14 protein-coding genes are annotated in these 17125 nt (G+C 59.8%); 4 read left to right on the forward strand and 10 right to left on the reverse strand.

Annotation, left to right across the window (positions count from 1 at the left end; genetic code table 11):
• The first annotated feature begins 81 nt into the window (after positions 1-81).
• Positions 82-1203, forward strand: coding sequence for an HlyD family secretion protein (locus tag ACYZTZ_RS19085; RefSeq protein ID WP_461999365.1), 1122 nt, complete (start codon positions 82-84; stop codon positions 1201-1203).
• Complete coding sequence (locus ACYZTZ_RS19090) at positions 1200-2792, forward strand: DHA2 family efflux MFS transporter permease subunit (protein ID WP_461999366.1); 1593 nt, start codon at positions 1200-1202, stop codon at positions 2790-2792. The genes ACYZTZ_RS19085 and ACYZTZ_RS19090 overlap by 4 nt, the downstream gene beginning before the upstream one ends.
• Positions 2793-2805: 13 nt before the next feature.
• Here the strand turns inward: ACYZTZ_RS19090 and ACYZTZ_RS19095 are convergent, their stop codons facing one another.
• From ACYZTZ_RS19095 to ACYZTZ_RS19120, 6 genes are all read right to left on the reverse strand, one after another.
• Complete coding sequence (locus tag ACYZTZ_RS19095) at positions 2806-3246, reverse strand: carboxymuconolactone decarboxylase family protein (protein WP_056745030.1); 441 nt, start codon at positions 3244-3246, stop codon at positions 2806-2808.
• A 281-nt stretch (positions 3247-3527) separates the two neighbouring features.
• On the reverse strand, positions 3528-3812 hold the full coding sequence (locus tag ACYZTZ_RS19100; RefSeq protein ID WP_461999367.1) for a hypothetical protein: 285 nt from the start codon (positions 3810-3812) through the stop codon (positions 3528-3530).
• 13 nt (positions 3813-3825) lie between these two features.
• Complete coding sequence (locus ACYZTZ_RS19105) at positions 3826-5268, reverse strand: mechanosensitive ion channel domain-containing protein (protein WP_461999368.1); 1443 nt, start codon at positions 5266-5268, stop codon at positions 3826-3828.
• Positions 5269-5472: 204 nt separating this feature from the next.
• Positions 5473-6099: an isochorismate family cysteine hydrolase YcaC gene (ycaC, locus tag ACYZTZ_RS19110; protein ID WP_033061120.1), complete on the reverse strand. Its 627-nt coding sequence runs from the start codon at positions 6097-6099 to the stop codon at positions 5473-5475.
• Between the two features lie 56 nt (positions 6100-6155).
• Positions 6156-6839 carry an isochorismatase family protein gene (locus ACYZTZ_RS19115; RefSeq protein WP_046057124.1) on the reverse strand — a complete coding sequence of 228 codons (684 nt, stop codon included), beginning with the start codon at positions 6837-6839 and terminating at the stop codon, positions 6156-6158.
• Between the two features lie 93 nt (positions 6840-6932).
• On the reverse strand, positions 6933-7799 hold the full coding sequence (locus tag ACYZTZ_RS19120) for a pirin family protein (RefSeq protein WP_056745033.1): 867 nt from the start codon (positions 7797-7799) through the stop codon (positions 6933-6935).
• A gap of 104 nt (positions 7800-7903) precedes the next feature.
• Between ACYZTZ_RS19120 and ACYZTZ_RS19125 the strand changes: the two genes are divergently transcribed.
• Positions 7904-8812 (forward strand): LysR substrate-binding domain-containing protein, encoded by a 909-nt coding sequence (locus ACYZTZ_RS19125; RefSeq protein WP_046048434.1) that lies wholly within the window; start codon positions 7904-7906, stop codon positions 8810-8812.
• A 234-nt stretch (positions 8813-9046) separates the two neighbouring features.
• Positions 9047-9850, forward strand: coding sequence for a 2,5-didehydrogluconate reductase DkgB (gene dkgB, locus ACYZTZ_RS19130; RefSeq protein WP_461999369.1), 804 nt, complete (start codon positions 9047-9049; stop codon positions 9848-9850).
• 3 nt (positions 9851-9853) lie between these two features.
• Here the strand turns inward: dkgB and ACYZTZ_RS19135 are convergent, their stop codons facing one another.
• The 4 genes from ACYZTZ_RS19135 to mgtA all read right to left on the reverse strand — a co-directional run bounded on the left by ACYZTZ_RS19135 (position 9854) and on the right by mgtA (position 17032).
• Positions 9854-13072 carry a transporter substrate-binding domain-containing protein gene (locus ACYZTZ_RS19135; RefSeq protein ID WP_461999370.1) on the reverse strand — a complete coding sequence of 1073 codons (3219 nt, stop codon included), beginning with the start codon at positions 13070-13072 and terminating at the stop codon, positions 9854-9856.
• A 12-nt stretch (positions 13073-13084) separates the two neighbouring features.
• Positions 13085-13711, reverse strand: coding sequence for a response regulator (locus tag ACYZTZ_RS19140; RefSeq protein WP_461999371.1), 627 nt, complete (start codon positions 13709-13711; stop codon positions 13085-13087).
• A gap of 110 nt (positions 13712-13821) precedes the next feature.
• Positions 13822-14235 (reverse strand): response regulator, encoded by a 414-nt coding sequence (locus tag ACYZTZ_RS19145; RefSeq protein ID WP_461999373.1) that lies wholly within the window; start codon positions 14233-14235, stop codon positions 13822-13824.
• A 94-nt stretch (positions 14236-14329) separates the two neighbouring features.
• The gene (gene mgtA, locus ACYZTZ_RS19150; RefSeq protein WP_461999375.1) at positions 14330-17032 is read right to left on the reverse strand and encodes a magnesium-translocating P-type ATPase; all 2703 of its coding nucleotides are present in this window, start codon (positions 17030-17032) and stop codon (positions 14330-14332) included.
• Between the last annotated feature and the right edge of the window lie 93 nt (positions 17033-17125).

Consider the following 17125-nt stretch of genomic DNA (forward strand, 5'->3'; position numbering starts at 1 on the left):
AACAGAAATCAATTGCCACAAAATATTACCTACGTCATATTACACGCGTAATAAAGACCCGTTTCCCACAGGTATTTCTCCATGACCAGCATGCCCAGCCTTGAACCCAACCTTGCTGTCCCGGTGAGCACACCCAAGCCTCCCCTGCTCAAACGGTTGATCTTGCTCGCTGCGGTCATCGCTGGCCTGGTGTTCGCCGGGCTGTACGCGACTCACTGGTGGACCGCCGGCCGTTTCATCGAAGAAACCGACGACGCTTACATCGGCGGCGATGTGACGGTGATCGGGCCGAAGGTGGCGGGTTACATCGAAGAAGTGCTGGTCACCGACAACCAGAAGGTCAAGGCCGGTGACGTGCTGATTCGCCTCGACTCCCGCGATTACCGCGCCAATCTCGCCAAGGCCGAAGGTGCGGTGGCCGCCGAAGAAGCGTTGCTCGCCAATCTCGATGCCACCGAAGAATTGCAACACGCGGTGATCGGCCAGGCGCGCGCCGGGATCGATGCCGCCGGCGCCGAAACCGCCCGCTCACGGGATGACGATGCTCGCTACAAAAAACTGGTCGGCAGCAATGCCGTCTCGGTAGAAAGCGCCCAACGCGCCAACGCCACCTTCAAGACCGCCCAGGCCCTCAGCGCCCGGGCCCAGGCTGAATTGCTCGCCGCACAACGTCAGCTGAATGTGATCGCAACCCAGAAGCAACAAGCCCGCGCCGCGCTGATGCAGGCCCGTGCCGAACGTGATCTGGCGCAGTTGAATGTGGGTTACACCGAACTGAAGGCCCCGGTGGACGGTGTGATCGGCAATCGCCGGGCGCGGGTCGGCGCTTATGCCCAGGCCGGTTCGCAACTGCTGTCGGTGGTACCGGCCAGTGGGCTGTGGGTCGATGCCAACTTCAAGGAAGATCAGCTATCGCGAATGACGCCGGGGCAACGGGTAATCATTCATGCCGACGTGCTCTCGGGTCAGGAATTCCACGGACATCTGGACAGCCTCGCGCCGGCCAGTGGCGCGCAGTTCAGCGTGCTGCCGCCGGAAAACGCCACCGGCAACTTCACCAAAATTGTTCAGCGGGTGCCGGTGCGCATCGTGCTTGATCCGGCCGATGGCGTGCTTGGCCATCTGCGTCCGGGCCTGTCGGTCACCGCTGAAGTGGACACTCGCAAGGAACCTGCAACCCCGGCCGTGGCCAGCGTGCCATGAGCCGCGCCCTCGCCGCCCCCGCGCAGCCGTTCAATGCCGCCGACATGGCGACGGCGACCAAGGTCTTCGCCTTCGCCACCATGTGCATCGGCATGTTCATTGCGCTGCTGGACATTCAGATCGTCTCGGCCTCGCTGCGTGACATTGGCGGCGGGCTCTCGGCCGGCACCGACGAAACGGCGTGGGTGCAAACCAGCTACCTGATCGCCGAAATCATCGTGATCCCGCTGTCCGGCTGGTTGTCCCGAGTGTTCTCGACACGCTGGCTGTTTTGCGCTTCAGCGGTGGGGTTCACCTTGGCCAGCCTGCTCTGCGGCGCGGCCTGGAACATTCAGAGCATGATCGCGTTCCGCGCCCTGCAAGGGTTTCTCGGTGGTTCGATGATCCCGCTGGTGTTCACCACCGCGTTCTTTTTCTTCACCGGCAAGCAACGGGTGATCGCCGCCGCAACCATCGGCGCGGTGGCCTCTTTGGCACCGACCCTGGGGCCGGTGATCGGCGGCTGGATTACCGATGTTTCCTCGTGGCACTGGCTGTTCTACATCAATCTGGTGCCGGGGATTTTCGTCGCGGTGGCGGTGCCGATGCTGGTGAAAATCGACCAGCCGGAATTGTCGCTGCTCAAGGGCGCCGACTACTTGAGCATGGTGTTCATGGCGCTGTTTCTCGGTTGCCTGGAATACACCCTCGAAGAAGGCCCGCGCTGGAACTGGTTCAGCGACAGCACGATTCTGACCACGGCATGGATCAGCGGACTGGCTGGCCTGGCGTTCATCGGTCGAACCCTGCACGTCGCCAACCCGGTCGTCGATTTGCGCGCCTTGAAAGACCGCAACTTCGCCCTTGGCTGTTTCTTTTCGTTCGTCACCGGGATCGGCCTGTTCGCGACCATTTACCTGACGCCGCTGTTTCTCGGCCGGGTTCGTGGCTACGGTGCGCTGGACATTGGTCTGGCGGTTTTCTCCACCGGGGTGTTCCAGATCATGGCGATTCCGCTGTACGCCTTTCTGGCCAACCGCATTGATCTGCGCTGGATCATGATGACCGGCCTCGGGTTGTTCGCGTTGTCGATGTGGGATTTCAGCCCGATCACCCATGACTGGGGGGCTAAGGAATTGATGCTGCCGCAAGCGCTGCGCGGAATTGCCCAGCAACTGGCGGTGCCGCCGGCAGTGACGTTGACCTTGGGTGGTCTGGCACCGGCGCGGCTCAAACATGCTTCGGGGTTATTCAACCTGATGCGAAACCTGGGTGGCGCCATCGGCATCGCCGCGTGCGCGACCATTCTCAATGACCGCACCAACCTGCACTTCACCCGGTTGGCGGAAAACCTCAACAGCACCAATGAAGCACTGAATCAGTGGCTGTCCCAGGTCGGCAACAACTTCGCCGCCCTCGGCCAAAGCGGTGACGCGGGCGTCACCGCCAGCCTGCATCAGCTCTGGCTGCTGACCTACCGCGAAGCGCAGACACAAACCTACGGCGACGCGTTCCTGATGATCATGGTCTGCTTCATCCTTGCCACGGCGATGGTGCCCTTGATGCGCAAAGTGAAACCACCGGCCGCGCCGAGTGCGGATGCTCATTGAGCCTTGGGTGTTATTACTCTTGAGGCATTTTGCGGAAGCCTACCGCCAGGCGGTTCCAGCTGTTGATGGTGGAAATCGCCACGGTCAGGTCGACCATTTCCTTGGGCGTGAACTGCGCGGTGGCCAGTTCGTAGTCTTCGTCCGGGGCGTGGGTCTGGCTCAGCAGTGTCAGGGATTCGGTCCAGGCCAGCGCAGCACGTTCGCGCGGAGTGAAGAACGGCGTTTCACGCCAGACCGAAACCGCGTACAGCCGACGTTCGGTTTCGCCGCCCTTGCGGGCATCCGCGGTGTGCATGTCGACGCAGAAGGCGCAGCCATTGATCTGCGATGCGCGCAGTTTGACCAGTTCGATCAGCGTTTTTTCCAGAGGCAGCTTCGACACAGCGGTTTCCAGCGCGATCATGGCTTTGAGTGCATCTGGGGAAGCAGTGTAGAAATCAATACGCGGTTGCATGGTGGGCTCCAGTCAAAAGGGTGTGGAGCTACGTTAATCCCGCACTGATCTGCAGCAAATAGCCAATTATGGGGAAGATGAGGATGCCAATGGGCGAGCTTCAAAATAATCTAGATGGGTAATTGCCATCACCGCACCGACACTACTAGAATGCGATTCATTCCTGATAACGCGGCCGGGACGCCGGAAACGAGTACCTCCTGCCCATGTCGTCCTCATCCGAAATGCCTTTACCGCCTGCTACTTCGCTGAATTCCGAATCGCGTTGGCACCTGGAATCCTTATTGTGGCAAATGCCGGAACAGGCGCGCGAAGCCTTTCTGCTCGCCCAGATTCATGGACATGGCCGCGCCCGGATCGCAGCGCGGCGGTCGGCGCACAAAAAACCGCTGACCCGTCGACAAACCCTGGCTTATCTGGCCTTGCTGTTGATCGCCGGCCCCGTTGGCATGATTTGGCAACACGCGCCGTTCGAGTACTGGAACAGTCATGACCGTACCCAGGTCGGCGAACAGCTTGTTCGCCAGGCGCCTGCTGACGGCGCATTTGATTGCACCCGCGTCCATGACCTTCAAGCCCCTACGCTCGATTGCGCAGCCACTGCAAAAACCCCTTCTTCTGCACAACCCTAGGCGCTTCCTGAGTCAACGTCTGAGCTTTGTTCAAGCGGAAATCCAGCAACGCCTTCATCGCTTCGCTGATGTCATGCCGCGCATCCAGACACGGTTTGAGGTATTCCTTCTCGATCCGGTACAAGCTGCAGAACGTCTTGGCGCTGAAGTCCGCCGGTAGCGCCGTGTCGGACAAAATCCCGCCCTCGCCGATTACCTCACCCGGGCCCATGCGCCCGGACTCGAACTTGACCCCGCCACGGCTCAGCTCCACCGAGACGACGCCGGATTCGATGATGAACAAATGATCGCTGACCTCCCCCGCTGGCAGGATCATTTCACCGGCGCGGAAGTTTTGCAGGGTCATGTTCTGGCTGAAGGTTTCTTTCTCTTCCTGACGCAGGGTCGAGAAAATATTCGACGCATCCAGCAATGCCCGTGGCCGCGACAGGTTGGCAGGTGCATTCGGTTCGACGTTCGACAACAGGCTGACGCCGCTGGCCTGCAAGTGCCGGTACGCCAGGTCGAACAGCAGATTGCGGACCATGCGTTTCTGATCCATGGAGACCACAAAACCACTGATTTCGTATTCCACTCCAGTGGCGCTGGAGCCTTTCAACGCGACACACGGTGCCGGTTTGATCAACAAATAACGGCATCCTTGCATCGCCCGTTCCAGCGCGTCGATCACCGTTTGCGGACGCGCATGCGGGCTCAATTGCAAGCTGATGGACACGCCAAAAATGTCACTGGGCCGGCTGAAATTGATGATCTTGGCCTTGGCCGCCAGGGAGTTGGGGATCACCGCCATGCTGCCCTGGGCCGTTTGCAGGCGCGTCGCGCGCCAGTCGATATCGGTGACTCGACCTTCGGTGCCGTCGATCGAGATCCAGTCATCCAGTTGATAGGGCTTGGTGGTGTTGAGGACGATCCCGGAGAACACGTCGCTGAGGGTACTTTGCAAAGCCAGGCCGACGATGATCGCCAATGCGCCGGAGGTCGCCAGCACGCCTTTGACCGGCAGATCGAGTACATACGCAAGGGCGGCGATGATCGCGATCAGGAAAATCACCGCGCCGAGCAAATCCTGGAGCAAGCGCCCGGTGTGCCCGACCCGTTGCATCATCACCGCGCCGATCAGCACCGTCAGGGTGCGCGCGCCGAACAGCCACCAGCCGATCTGCAAACCGGTGGCCGCCAGGTGCAGCGGGACGTTGTCGGCCCAGGGCGCCGTTTCCATGGGGTTCAGGCCTTCGTTGAACAGCAGGACACTGAACAACGAAAAAATCACCAACCGCACGACCATTTTCCATTGGCTGCCATTGGCACTGAGCAGGCGCCATAGCCCAAGATCGATAAGGATCAAAGCCATCGCGCAGATCAATGGGTGATCGGTAAGCAGTGACAGCATCAAGCAACTCCAGCGAAGGCCTATGAACGGAAGATCGCACACATTGGCCACATTGTAGGAGTGTTTGATGCCTTCAGAACAATGCAAAACACTGTGGGAGCGAGCTTGCTCGCGATTACGGTATGCCAGCCACCATCAATGGTGACTGGCATGGCCTCATCGCGAGCAAGCTCGCTCCCACAGGGGGATCTATGTTGTCAGGGGTTACTTGCTGTTAGTCAGCGCGTTGTAGCTGGTAAACAGGTTGCGGTAGTCCGGGATGTGGTTGGAGAACAAGGTGCCCAAGCCTTCCACGTCGTTGCGCCAGTCGCGATGCAACTCACAGGCCAGGCCGAACCAGGTCATCAACTGTGCGCCGGAGGCCGACATGCGGTCCCAGGCCGATTGACGGGTCAGCTCGTTGAAGGTGCCGGAAGCGTCTGTCACCACGAACACCTCGAAGCCTTCAGCCAGTGCCGACAGCGCCGGGAACGCCACGCATACTTCGGTCACCACGCCAGCGATGATCAGTTGTTTCTTGCCGGTGGCCTTGATCGCCTTGACGAAGTCTTCGTTGTCCCAGGCATTGATCTGGCCAGGACGGGCGATGTATGGCGCGTCCGGGAACAGCGCCTTGAGCTCGGGCACCAGCGGGCCGTTGGGGCCGGTTTCGAAACTGGTGGTGAGGATGGTCGGCAACTTGAAGTACTTGGCCAGGTCAGCCAGGGCCAACACGTTGTTCTTGAAACGGTCCGGTTCGATGTCGCGCACCAGAGAAAGCAGACCCGCCTGGTGATCGACCAACAGAACGGCGGCGTTATCCTTGTCGAGACGTTTGTAAGAGGTAGTCATGGGAGTAATCCTCGCTTTTTATCGATGCCGAGTGGAAGTCGGCGTGGGGTACCCGGTTAGCGCTGGGAGTCCAGCACTTCGTGTTCGTTCGCCACTTGCTGAGCCTTGAGATAGCTCTCGATCAGCAATTGATAATGCGGCATGGCCTGGGCGTAGACGGCCGCCCACTGCTCGGCGTCCGGACGGTTCCACGAGCCTTGCAGCTCAGAGAGCGTAGCCATGATGTCGATAGGCACCACCCCGGCTTGCGTCAATCGGGCAATTGTCAGATCAGTGGCCAGTTTCGAGTGGTTGCCGGAAGCGTCGACCACCGCAAACACTTTGTAGCCTTCATGCACCGCCGCGATGGACGGGAACGCCAGGCAAACGCTGGTCAGGGTGCCGGCGATCACCAGGGTTTTCTTGCCGGTCGCTTTTACTGCCGCGTGAAACTCAGCATTGTCCCAGGCGTTGATTTCACCTTTGCGTGCCACGTATTGAGCGTGCGGTGCTGCCTCGTGAATCTCCGGAATCAACGGCCCGTTCGGCCCTTGCGGTACGGAGGCAGTGGTGATCACCGGCATCTTCAGCAGGGTCGCGGCTTTGGCCAGGGCAATGGCATTGGCCCGCAGTTGCGGCACATCCATGTCCTTGACGATCTGGAACAATCCGCTCTGGTGGTCGATCAACAGCATCGCGCTGTCGTTGGGATCGATGGTCGGTTTCTGGCCATTGAAGTTGGCCGCGTTGACGGTATTCATGTGCGTCTCCTCTTTCTTTCAGGCAACAGCCATCCCTGGCCCGGGAACCGGCCTACGCATCCTGTGTAGAGCGGGTTGTTGAACCTGTGCGGGTTAACCGTGCATCTGGCCGAACCGACCGGACTGGAAGTCGGCAAAGGCCTGGTGAATCTCTTGCTCGGTGTTCATCACGAACGGACCGTGACCAACGATAGGTTCGTCGATCGGCTCGCCACTGAGCAGCAACACGACGGCATCGTTATTGGCTTCCAGGCTGAGCTGCTGGCCATTGCGTTCGAACAACGCCAACTGCCCTTCGCGCACCAGTTCCACACCGTTGACCTGAACCGTGCCACGCAACACTACAAGTGCGGTGTTACGACCTTCGTGCAGGTCCAGGGTCAGCAACTTGCCGCCGTTGAGGCGCAGGTCCCAGACGTCAATCGGGGTAAACGTGCGCGCCGGGCCGGTGTGGCCGTCGAACTCACCGGCGATCAAGCGCAGGCTGCCGGCCTGGTCCTTGAGCGGGATGCTCGGGATGTCGCCATCGAGAATCGTCTGGTAACCGGCGTCGGCCATTTTGTCCTTGGCCGGCAGGTTGACCCACAGCTGAACCATTTCCAGGGTGCCGCCGGTTTTGGCGAAACCTTCTGAGTGGAACTCTTCGTGGAGAATCCCGGAGGCTGCGGTCATCCATTGCACGTCGCCTGGGCCGATCTTGCCGCCGCTGCCGGTGGAGTCGCGGTGTTCCAGTTCGCCCTTATAAACGATAGTCACGGTTTCGAAACCGCGGTGTGGATGCTGACCAACGCCACGACGCTCGGTGGTCGGGGTGAATTCAGCGGGACCGGCGTGATCGAGCAGCAAGAACGGGCTGATGTGTTTGCCCAGGTTGTCGTAGGAAAACAGCGTGCGAACCGGAAAACCGTCACCGACCCAATGGGTCCGTGGGCTGGTGTAAATACCGATGATGTTTTTCATTCTGCCTCCGAATCTGGTGTGTGACGCGATGGACAAAGCTTAAAACTGAACCCTTTGATGCACTAGACTGCAAAAATCAGCCTTAGCGTTCTATATGGAGAACGATGGTGGAAGACCTCAACACCCTCTACTACTTCACCCAAGTGGTGGAACATCACGGTTTCGCCCCGGCCGGTCGAGCGCTGGACATGCCCAAGTCGAAGCTGAGCCGACGGATCGCCGAACTTGAAGAGCGCCTCGGTGTGCGCCTGCTGCACCGCACCAGCCGGCATTGTTCACTGACGGAAATCGGCCAGGCCTATTACCAGCGTTGTCTGGCGATGCGCGTGGAAGCCGAAAGCGCGGCCGAACTGATCGAACGCAACCGCTCCGAACCCCAGGGCCTGGTGCGCATCAGTTGCCCGACCGCGCTGCTCAACGCCTGGGTCGGGCCGATGTTGACCCGCTACATGCTCAAGTACCCGCTGGTGGAGTTGTTCATCGAGAGCACCAACCGCCGGGTCGACCTGATCCACGAGGGGTTCGACATCGCCCTGCGCGTGCGCTTTCCGCCGCTGGAAAACACCGACATGGTGATGAAGGTGCTGGGCAACAGCACCCAGTGCCTGGTGGGCAGTCCGGCCTTTGTGTCGCGCCTGTCTTCACCGGCCTCCCCGGCCGACCTCAGCGGGTTGCCGAGCCTGCACTGGGGCGCGGCGCAGCGTGAATATCAGTGGGAATTGTTTGGGGCGGACGGCGCCAGCGCGATGATTCGGCATGCGCCACGAATGGTCACCGATGACCTGTTGGCGTTGCGTCACGCCGTGGTGGCCGGGATCGGCATCGCTCACCTGCCCAGCGTGGTGGTGCGTGATGACATCGCTGCGGGCCGACTGGTGGAACTGGTGCCGGGCTGGGCACCCAAATGCGGGATCGTGCATGCCATCTTTCCCTCACGCCGTGGGCTGCTGCCGTCGGTGCGCGCATTGATCGACTTTCTGGGCGAGGAATTCAGCCACAGCGATATTGCTTAGAAACCCGTACACACTCCATGAAGCCGCTGGCGAAGCCTGCGTTCGGACGAAGCAGTCGTGAAGTAAGGCTTTAAACCGAGTCGCGATGGCGGCCGACCAAACACTATCAACCCCCCAGATGGCCGCCCGATTCATGACTTGCGGTAAACACTGCTTTGCCGATCCAGCGGTTTTTCTCATGGGTGCGGGCGCGGATACTCCTGCCCATTCCCACTGCAACCCCTGGAGTCATTGATGTCTATTCCCGCATTTGGTCTTGGTACTTTTCGCTTGCAAGGCCAGGTGGTCATCGATTCGGTGAGCACTGGCCTGGAGCTGGGCTATCGAGTCATCGATACCGCGCAAATCTACGAGAACGAAGCCGAGGTCGGCGAGGCGATTGCCGCCAGCGGCATTGCCCGTGACGAGTTGTTTATCACCAGCAAGATCTGGGTTGCCAACTTCGCCAGGGATCGCCTGATCGACAGCCTCAAGGAAAGCCTGCAAAAGCTGCAAACCGACTACCTGGACCTGACCCTTATCCATTGGCCGTCCCCGGAAGATCAGGTGCCGGTCGAGGAATTCATGGGCGCCCTGCTCGAAGCCAAACAACTGGGCCTGACCCGGCAGATCGGTGTGTCCAACTTCACCGTCGACCTGATGGAACAAGCGATCGCCGCGGTCGGTGCCGAACACATCGCGACCAACCAGATCGAATTGCATCCCTACCTGCAAAACCGCAAGGTCGTCGAATTCGCGCAGAGCCAGGGCATCCAGATCACTTCGTACATGACCCTCGCTTACGGCGAAGTGCTGAAAGACCCGGTGATCCAGCAGATCGCCGATCGCCTGCAGGCGACGCCGGCACACGTCACGTTGGCCTGGGCCATGCAACTGGGTTACGCAGTGATTCCCTCGTCGACCAAACGCGCCAACCTCGCCAGCAACCTGAAAGCTTGCGCCATGACCTTGAGCGACGCCGACATGGCGCTCATCGCGGGTCTTGATCGTGGCCATCGTCTGACCAGCCCCAAAGGCATCGCGCCCCAGTGGGATTAAGCGTCAGTCTCGCTTGAGGTTCTGATCCAGGCGTGCCATGGCGTGCTGCAATTGATCGACGGCCTCGTCGATCAACGCCGCGCGCCCCTCGGCGCAGGCACGTTCCAGATGTTCGCAGCACTCGATCAAACGTTTTGCACGAACCATGCGCGCACCACCCTTGATGCGGTGCGCCAGGTCTTGCAGCCGGTGACGATTGCCACTGACGTGCGCCGCAAGCAGATCATCGCGATCGTAGAGGTTGGTTACGGCCAGTTCGCGCAACAACTGATTGATCAGCGTCCGGTCTTCACCGACGTAGAGCTCCAGGCCGGTCAAGTCGATCTCGTACGTTGATTTTTCTGCAACCGGCGCTGGCGGCTCATTCACAAATCGGGACGCCAGCCAGGCACTCAAATCGGCCAGCCGGATCGGTTTGAACAGGCAGTCGTCCATGCCCGCGTCCAGGCAACGGATCTTTTCCTCCGGCTGCGCATTGGCGCTAAAACCAAGAATCAGCGTGGGTGGCAAGCCATTAGCGCGCTCTTCATCGCGTATCGCACCCGCCAATTCATACCCATTGACCACCGGCATGTTGCAATCGGTGATGACCAAATCGAGCTCATGCTCGCGCCACTGCGCAAGACCACGCTCGCCATCCTCAACCTCCAGCACCTGATGCCCCAGGTAGCTCAGCTGCCGTGAGAGCAACAATCGATTGGCCGGGTAATCGTCGACCACCAGAATCGTCAGCAGCCGAGTGGCCACCTGCAATCCGCTATCGGCCCGCTCGCTGCAGGCCAACGGTTGCAACGCAATCAGATCAAGGCTGATGTCGACCTGCGTACCCAGTCCGAGGACGCTGTCGAGCTGCAATCGGCCGCCCATCATTTCGCACAAAGTGCGGCTGATCACCAGTCCCAGGCCGGAGCCAATGTGGCCTGACTGCTGGCTGTTACCGGCCTGCACGAACGGGCTGAACAGTCGTTGCTGATCGACCACACTGACACCGATGCCGCTGTCCTCAATACGCACACTGACGGCCAGATACCCCGACACACCGGGCTCTACTCGCAGTGTCAGACTCACCTCACCTTCACGGGTGAACTTGATCGCGTTGCTCAGCAGATTGGACAGCACCTGCTTGAAGCGCGTGGGGTCGACTAACACGTCACGATCGCTGTGTTCGGCCAATTCGACCCGCCACTGCAAGTTCTTCTGCCGTGCCAGGCCTTCGAAAACCCGGCATACCGACTCCACCAGCGCGCGTAGATTGGCCCGCTCAGGGGTCAGCGACAAATGCCCGGATTCGATGCGGGCGATGTCCAGGATGTCGCCGATCAACGCCAGCAATTGCTGCGCGGCATTGGATGCCACTTCGATGGCGGAGCGATCAGTGAAGCCCTCTTCCGCTCGCTTGAGCGCCAGTTCGAGCATGCCGATCAGGGCATTCATCGGTGTGCGGATTTCATGACTCATGGTCGCCAGAAAGGTGGTTTTGGCGCGGTTGGCATCGTCGGCGGCGTTCTTGGCATCCTGCAATTGCCCGAGCAGTTGTTGGCGTTGAGCTATCTGCCGACGCTGCCAGGCAATCCAGGCCAGTGCGAGCAACAGCAAAGCGCCCGCAGCGGCAAACGCCTGGAGAATGCCTTGGCGATGACGCAGCCAGTAGCTGTCATCGACCACCACATCATTGCTCCAGCGGGCTAACAGCTCATCCATCTCCCGGGGCGAAATGCTCAGCAGTGCCTTGTTCAGAATCGAGTGCAACTCCAGCGCACCACGGCTGGTGGCCAGAGCGATACGCGCCGGTTCATCACCCACGGTGCTGCTGATCCGCAGACGCTCGCGGTATTGCCGGGTGATCAGATACCGAGCCACGATCAATGAACTGACTGCCCCGTCGGCCTGGCCCTTGATCACCCATTCCATACCCTGCGCCGGACTCTGCACTTCGACCAGACGTACGTTGGGCGCCCGAGCGCGGATGAACCCGAGCAACGGATGACCGCGATAAATCGCCAGGCGTTTACCGGCCATGTCATCCAGGGTCCTGGGGCTTCCCGGGGTGGTCGCACTGACCAGTACAAACGGATTGTTCAAGTAGGCCCGAGTGAAACGCAGTTCGACTTCGCGATCGATACTGGGCGTGACCACAGGTAACACGTCGATCTTGCCGTCCTTGAGTTGCTGGATCTGCTGATCGAGGGAGTTACCCCGCTGCACCTTGAAGGTCAAGCCGCTGCGCTGGCTGATCAGCGTCAGCAATTGCGCAGTCAACCCGCTGAGTTGTCCCTGGGCATCGTAAAAAGTCAGTGGTGCAAAGTTCTCGACGGCACCGACTTCCACCGTCGGATGTTGATCCAGCCAACGTTGTTCACTGGCGCTCAAACGTACTCGCTCTTGACCCGCCATGTTGGCTCTTCCGGCACTCCATCGCTGCTCGATGGCCGTGCGCTCATCCATGGGAATCGTCGCCAGGGCTTTATCGACAATGCGCTTCAGACGAGGGTTGCCCCGGCTGAAGGCAAAGCCGAACGGATTGGCGTCCAGGCCGGAAGGCCCCACCAGGCGTACATTACTGAGGTAGTTGTTATTGATGAGGTAATTGGCGCTGATGAAGTCCCCGAGGTACACATCATCCTGCCCGAACGCCACCGCCCCGATCGCGTCGAGTGCCGAGGGGTAGCGTTGCAAGCTCGCATCGGGATAAAAGGCTTCGACAGTCTGCGCCTGCAGATAGTCATCGACCATGGCGATGCGTTTGCCCGCGAGGTCGACGGGCATCCAGTCGTCCAGGCGGGTGACCAGCATCGGCTGATCTTCGGCATAGGCACTGGATCGGGTCAGCTCGGGGTCAGCCGCCTCGAAGTTGTTGGACGTGCCGAGCAGGTCCAGTTCATCGCGTTTGAGCGCATCCATGGCCGCCTCGCGCGTGCGATAACGAAGCACGTCGATTTTTACGTGCAGCAGTTGCCCCAACAGTGCGGCATAGTCTGCGGTGATGCCTTCCAGCTCATCAACGTTTCGCGTGATCTCGAACGGCGGGTAGTCCGCCCCCGACACCCCGAGGCGCAAGACTCGTTTGTCACGCAACCACTGCCAGTCTTTTTCATCCAGCTGGACCTGATAACCCTCCACCGCTGAACGCCCCAGCACATGCAAAAGCTTTGGCTCATCGGCCGCCGTCACCGGTGCTCCCAGTCCACAGAACAGCAACAGAGCCCACAAACAATCGCGCATGATCGGGCTCACTCAGATCAGATGATTACGCTTGGCAAAATCCCTCAGGTACACCGCCGATTCCACGTTGAGTTTTCCAACCAAACGGGTCTTGTAAGTGCTGACGGTCTTGTGACTCAAGTGCATGATTTCAGCGATCGCCTTGTTTGTGATGCCTCGGGCCAGATGCTGAAAGATCGTCAGTTCCCGGTCGGAGAGTTTATCGATCATCTGCTGTTCACTGCGTTGCATCGAAGTCAGCGACACCGACGCCGAGGGTAGCTGGGCGAAATAGGTGTAACCGGTCATCACGGCGTGCACGGCCTTGTGCAAATGCTGCAAATCATTGGTCTTGGCGACATAGGCCGCGGCACCGGCGTGCATGCAACGATCCTGATAAAACATTGGCTCCTGGGACGTAAAGACCAGTACTCGGCACGGCACCTCACTGGCTTTGATCCGCGCCAGCACATCCAGCCCGTCGAGCGACGGCATTATCAGATCCAGCACCACCAGATCAGGCTTGTGTTCGCGGATCTGCGGCAAGACCTCATTACCACACGCCGCTTCGTATATCCGCTTGAAACCCTCCTGCACCAGTATGATTTTGACTGCGGCGCGAACCACCGGATGATCGTCCACAATCAGCACTGACTTCATGGCAACTCCCTGTGCAAAAAACACGACGATTGAGCAATCAATGCCCATGAGCCCGGCCCGGTTGAACGCACCGGCTGCGCAAAGACTTTTGCATGGAAAACCGGGCGCAACTACCTGACAGAAATGACAGTGCCGACGAACGGTAGATGAGGGTCGATGATCGCCATCAGCCGCGCAATGGACGCCAGATCAGGCAGCATTGCGTGGCTCACCTCAACCGTCTGTTGAACGCAGGCAGGAATGGGCGGCAGTTGCGCCAGCTGACCGTCATAGATCAAGGCGTGATGAACCTGTTGGTTATCAAGGAAAAAATCGAACAGGTTCAACGCCCCGCCCGCCAGCGAGGCATTGATGACCACCAGATCAAGTGGCTCGCAACCGTATTCGACCAGGGTCAACAGCTCTTCAAGGCTGTGCACCGGTGCTATCCGGTAGTAGTCGAGTTGATTGAACAGTCGCTCGACCTTCATGCAGTGAAAATGCAACTCGTCGGCGATCAGGATGCGTAAGGCTTTGTTCGACAACGTGGGCCCCCAGGAGAGTGTCAGATTCGTGAGGGCGCAAGGCTACGGAAGACCCGTCGAGCTTTCTGTAGGACTTTTCCTAAATGTGCACGCTTTATTGCCAGCCAAACCGGCGGATATAGAACCCCTTCACCGCCTGCGTCAGGCCCATGTACGCCAGCAAAATCACCGGCAGGAACACGAAGTACAGCGACGGCAGCGCCTGCAATTTGAAGTAGTGCGCCAGCGGTCCCATCGGCAAGAAGATGCCGACGGCCATGATGATTCCAGTCATCACCATCAGTGGCATCGCTGCGCGGCTTTGCAGGAACGGGATTTTCGGCGTGCGGATCATGTGCACGATCAGCGTCTGAGTCAGCAGCCCGACCACGAACCAGCCGGACTGGAACAGGGTTTGGTGGTCCGGGGTATTGGCGTCAAAGACGTACCACATCAAGGCAAACGTGGTGATGTCGAAGATCGAGCTGATCGGTCCGAAAAACAGCATGAAACGCCCGACGTCCGCCGGCTGCCAGCGTTGTGGTGTTTTCAGCATTTCTTCATCGACGTTATCGAACGGGATGGCGATCTGCGAAATGTCATAGAGCAGGTTCTGCACCAGCAGGTGCATCGGCAGCATCGGCAGGAACGGGATGAACGCACTGGCCACCAGCACCGAGAACACATTGCCGAAGTTCGAACTGGCGGTCATTTTGATGTACTTGAGCATGTTGGCGAAGGTCCGACGCCCTTCCAGCACGCCCTCCTCCAACACCATCAGGCTTTTCTCCAGCAGGATGATGTCGGCCGCTTCCTTGGCAATGTCCACGGCGCTGTCCACCGAAATGCCGATATCGGCGGTGCGCAACGCTGGCGCGTCGTTGATGCCGTCGCCCATGAAACCGACCACATGACCGTTGCCCTTGAGCAAACGCACGATGCGTTCCTTGTGCGACGGGGTGAGTTTGGCAAAAACGTTGGTGGTCTCCACCGCTACCGCCAGTTCGGCGTCGCTCATGCGCTCGATGTCGTTGCCCATCAGCAGGCCTTGCTGCTCCAGGCCGACTTCGCGGCAAATCTTCGCGGTCACCAGTTCGTTGTCGCCGGTCAGCACTTTCACGGCCACGCCGTGAGCGGCCAGGGCTTTGAGGGCCGGTGCAGTGCTTTCCTTCGGTGGATCGAGAAACGCCACGTAACCGATCAGCGTCAGCGCCTGTTCATCCGCCAGGCTGTAGGTGTCGCGGCCCTCAATCATTGGCCGTGCGGCGACGGCGACGACACGAAGTCCTTCGGCGTTGAACGATGCGGTCACTTGACGAATCCGCGCCAGCAATTCATCGCTCAGTGCTTCATCGACCTCGCCATGACGCACCCGCGTGCACACCGCCAGCACTTCTTCCACCGCGCCCTTGCAGATCAGCAGGTGCGAATGATCGCGCTCGGCGACCACCACCGACATGCGTCGGCGAGTGAAGTCGAACGGGATTTCGTCGACCTTGCGAAACGCTGTGCCGACTTTCAGTTCACGGTGGATTTCCACGTGTTCGAGCACCGCCACGTCCAGCAGGTTTTTCAGGCCGGTCTGGTAGTAGCTGTTGAGGTAGGCCATTTCCAATACGTCATCGGAATCGTTGCCCCAGACATCGACGTTGCGCGCCAGGAAGATTTTGTCCTGAGTCAGGGTGCCGGTCTTGTCGGTGCACAGCACATCCATGGCGCCGAAGTTCTGGATCGCGTCGAGGCGTTTGACGATGACTTTTTTACGCGACAGGAACACCGCCCCCTTGGCCAGGGTCGAGGTGACGATCATCGGCAGCATTTCCGGGGTCAGGCCCACGGCAATCGACAGCGCGAACAGCAGCGCTTCGGTCCAGTCGCCCTTGGTGAAGCCGTTGATGAACAACACCAGCGGCGCCATGACGAACATGAAGCGGATCAGCAGCCAACTGACTTTGTTGACGCCCGTCTGGAATGAAGTGGGTGCGCGATCCGTAGCGCCAACCCGCTGCGCCAGGGCGCCGAAATAGGTGTTGTTACCGGTGGTGAGAATCACCGCCATGGCCGTGCCGGACACCACGTTGGTGCCCATGAACAGAATGTTGTCGAGGTCCAGCGGGTTGCGGGTGTCACTGTCCTGCTGACGGCGGAATTTTTCCACCGGCATCGATTCGCCGGTCATCGCGGCCTGGCTGACGAACAAATCCTTGGCGCCGAGCACCCGGCAATCGGCGGGAATCATGTCGCCGGCCGAGAGCACGATCAGGTCGCCTGGCACCAGTTGCTTGATCGGCAGCTCGGTACGTTGCGCATCCCGACGCAACACCGTAGCGGTGTTGCTCACCATCGCCTTGAGCGCGTCGGCCGCCTGGTTGGATTTGGTTTCCTGCCAGAAGCGCAGCAAGGTCGAGAGCACCACCATGGAGAAAATCACGATGGCGGCTTTCATGTCTTCAGTCAGCCAGGAGATGACCGCAAGCAAGGTCAGCAGCAGGTTGAACGGGTTTTTGTAGCAGTGCCACAAGTGGGTCCACCACGGCAGAGGCTGTTCGTGCTCGACTTCGTTGAGGCCGAATTGCACGCGCAGTGCATCGGCTTCGAGTTCGCTCAGGCCATCGGTGTGGCTGCCGAGATTGTCCAGCAGTCGGCCGGTGTCGCTGTTGGCGGCGCTCACCAGGGTTTGCGCCAGGGTGGGAGGCACCTCGCGGCTGACCGTGGTGTCGGTGAAGTTCTCCAGCAGCGCCAGTCGACGGAAGTGTCGGGCGATGTGGCGGGTGCGCAGGAATCCGGCGAAGAATTCTTTGAGCAGGGTCAGGTTCATGGCAGTTCCCCCAGGGTCAGCCGGGAAACCGTCGAGCAGGCGTGTCGATACGCCGCGATGACGACACACAGTCGAACATCACGCACGGTTCAG

This window comes from Pseudomonas sp. LB3P58 (genome assembly GCF_054897895.1).

Coding starts and splice junctions, on each gene's coding strand:
- ycaC (WP_033061120.1), bottom strand. CDS start 6,099: ATGACTACCTCTTACAAACGTCTCGACAAGGATAACGCCGCCGTTCTG.
- ACYZTZ_RS19115 (WP_046057124.1), bottom strand. CDS start 6,839: ATGAATACCGTCAACGCGGCCAACTTCAATGGCCAGAAACCGACCATC.
- ACYZTZ_RS19125 (WP_046048434.1), top strand. CDS start 7,904: ATGGTGGAAGACCTCAACACCCTCTACTACTTCACCCAAGTGGTGGAA.
- ACYZTZ_RS19095 (WP_056745030.1), bottom strand. CDS start 3,246: ATGCAACCGCGTATTGATTTCTACACTGCTTCCCCAGATGCACTCAAA.
- dkgB (WP_461999369.1), top strand. CDS start 9,047: ATGTCTATTCCCGCATTTGGTCTTGGTACTTTTCGCTTGCAAGGCCAG.
- ACYZTZ_RS19140 (WP_461999371.1), bottom strand. CDS start 13,711: ATGAAGTCAGTGCTGATTGTGGACGATCATCCGGTGGTTCGCGCCGCA.
- ACYZTZ_RS19120 (WP_056745033.1), bottom strand. CDS start 7,799: ATGAAAAACATCATCGGTATTTACACCAGCCCACGGACCCATTGGGTC.
- ACYZTZ_RS19105 (WP_461999368.1), bottom strand. CDS start 5,268: ATGCTGTCACTGCTTACCGATCACCCATTGATCTGCGCGATGGCTTTG.
- ACYZTZ_RS19085 (WP_461999365.1), top strand. CDS start 82: ATGACCAGCATGCCCAGCCTTGAACCCAACCTTGCTGTCCCGGTGAGC.
- ACYZTZ_RS19135 (WP_461999370.1), bottom strand. CDS start 13,072: ATGCGCGATTGTTTGTGGGCTCTGTTGCTGTTCTGTGGACTGGGAGCA.
- ACYZTZ_RS19100 (WP_461999367.1), bottom strand. CDS start 3,812: ATGGACGCGGGTGCAATCAAATGCGCCGTCAGCAGGCGCCTGGCGAAC.
- ACYZTZ_RS19090 (WP_461999366.1), top strand. CDS start 1,200: ATGAGCCGCGCCCTCGCCGCCCCCGCGCAGCCGTTCAATGCCGCCGAC.
- mgtA (WP_461999375.1), bottom strand. CDS start 17,032: ATGAACCTGACCCTGCTCAAAGAATTCTTCGCCGGATTCCTGCGCACC.